The organism is Streptomyces calidiresistens (assembly GCF_014141525.1).
GTDB lineage: Bacteria > Actinomycetota > Actinomycetes > Streptomycetales > Streptomycetaceae > Streptomyces > Streptomyces calidiresistens.
Genome location: NZ_VKHS01001249.1, coordinates 1 through 1,054 on the forward strand (window position 1 = coordinate 1; position 1,054 = coordinate 1,054).

Below are 1,054 nucleotides of genomic sequence, written 5' to 3' on the forward strand. Positions count from 1 at the left end.
CCCCGGACCCCGGCGGACCCCGTCCCCCGGCTCCCGCCGGGGAGGGACGACCGGGCGCCGCCCGGACCGACCGGCCCCCTCCGGGCCCGGCGGGCGGCACCGACGGCACGCGCACCACGGAACGACCGGCACCGAAACACGAGGGGCAAAGACAGATGGCGTTGATCGCACTGGCCGCGGACAAGGGGGCGCCCGGCGTCACCACCGCGGCGGTCGCCCTGGCCGCGCTGTGGCCGCGGCGGGTGCTGCTCGCCGAGACCGACCCGGCCGGCGGCGACCTGGTCTACCGCGCCGCCCGCGCCGACGGCGGCCCCCCGGACCCCGGCACCGGTCTGCTCTCCCTCGCCGCCACCGCCCGTCGCGGCATCGCCGCCGAGCAGCTGTGGGACCACTCCCAGCGGGTCGCCGGCGGGCTGGACGTGATCGTCGGCCTCGCCGCCTCCGAGCAGGCCGCCGGCCTCACCGGCCAGTGGGGCACCCTCGGCCGGGCCTTCGCCGAACTGGCCGGATCGCCCCACCCCGAGGCCGCCGCCGACGTGATCGCCGACTGCGGGAGGATCGGGGCCGATTCCCCCACCGTCGAACTCGTCCGGCACGCCACGCTCCTGCTGGTCGTCACCGGTACCGCCCCCGAGCACCTCGCCCGGGCCCGCGACCGGGTCATCGCCCTGGGCAACAAACTGCACGGCGGGCGCACCGGCCCGGCCCACACCGGCCTGCCCCGCCTCGGCGTGGTGCTGGTCGCCGACCCGCAGCGCGGCCACCGCCTCGCCGGCGAGGTCAACGAGATGCTCTCCGGCGCGGGCGCCCCGGCCCGGGTGGTGGGCCTGGTCGCGCACGACCCCGCCGGCGCCGAGCAGTTGGCGGGCCGCCGGCGCGGCCGGTTGGACCGCTCGCTGCTGATCCGCTCCGCCCGCAAGGTCGTCGCCGACCTGCACCGCGTCTTCCACGCCGAACTCACCCCCGCCGGGGGGCCCGGCGGCCGGCCGCCGGTGCCCGGTGCCGGCGGCCCGGCGACGGGTGCCCCCGCCGCCATGCCCCCCGGCACCGGCAC

Annotated in this window: 1 protein-coding gene; it reads left to right on the plus strand. The window is 80.0% G+C overall.

Annotated elements, in window-relative coordinates; translation table 11 throughout:
- Nucleotides 1–155: 155 nt before the first annotated feature.
- On the plus strand, nucleotides 156–1,054 hold an 899-nt coding region (locus FOE67_RS26690; protein WP_369075302.1), incomplete at its 3' end, for a MinD/ParA family ATP-binding protein.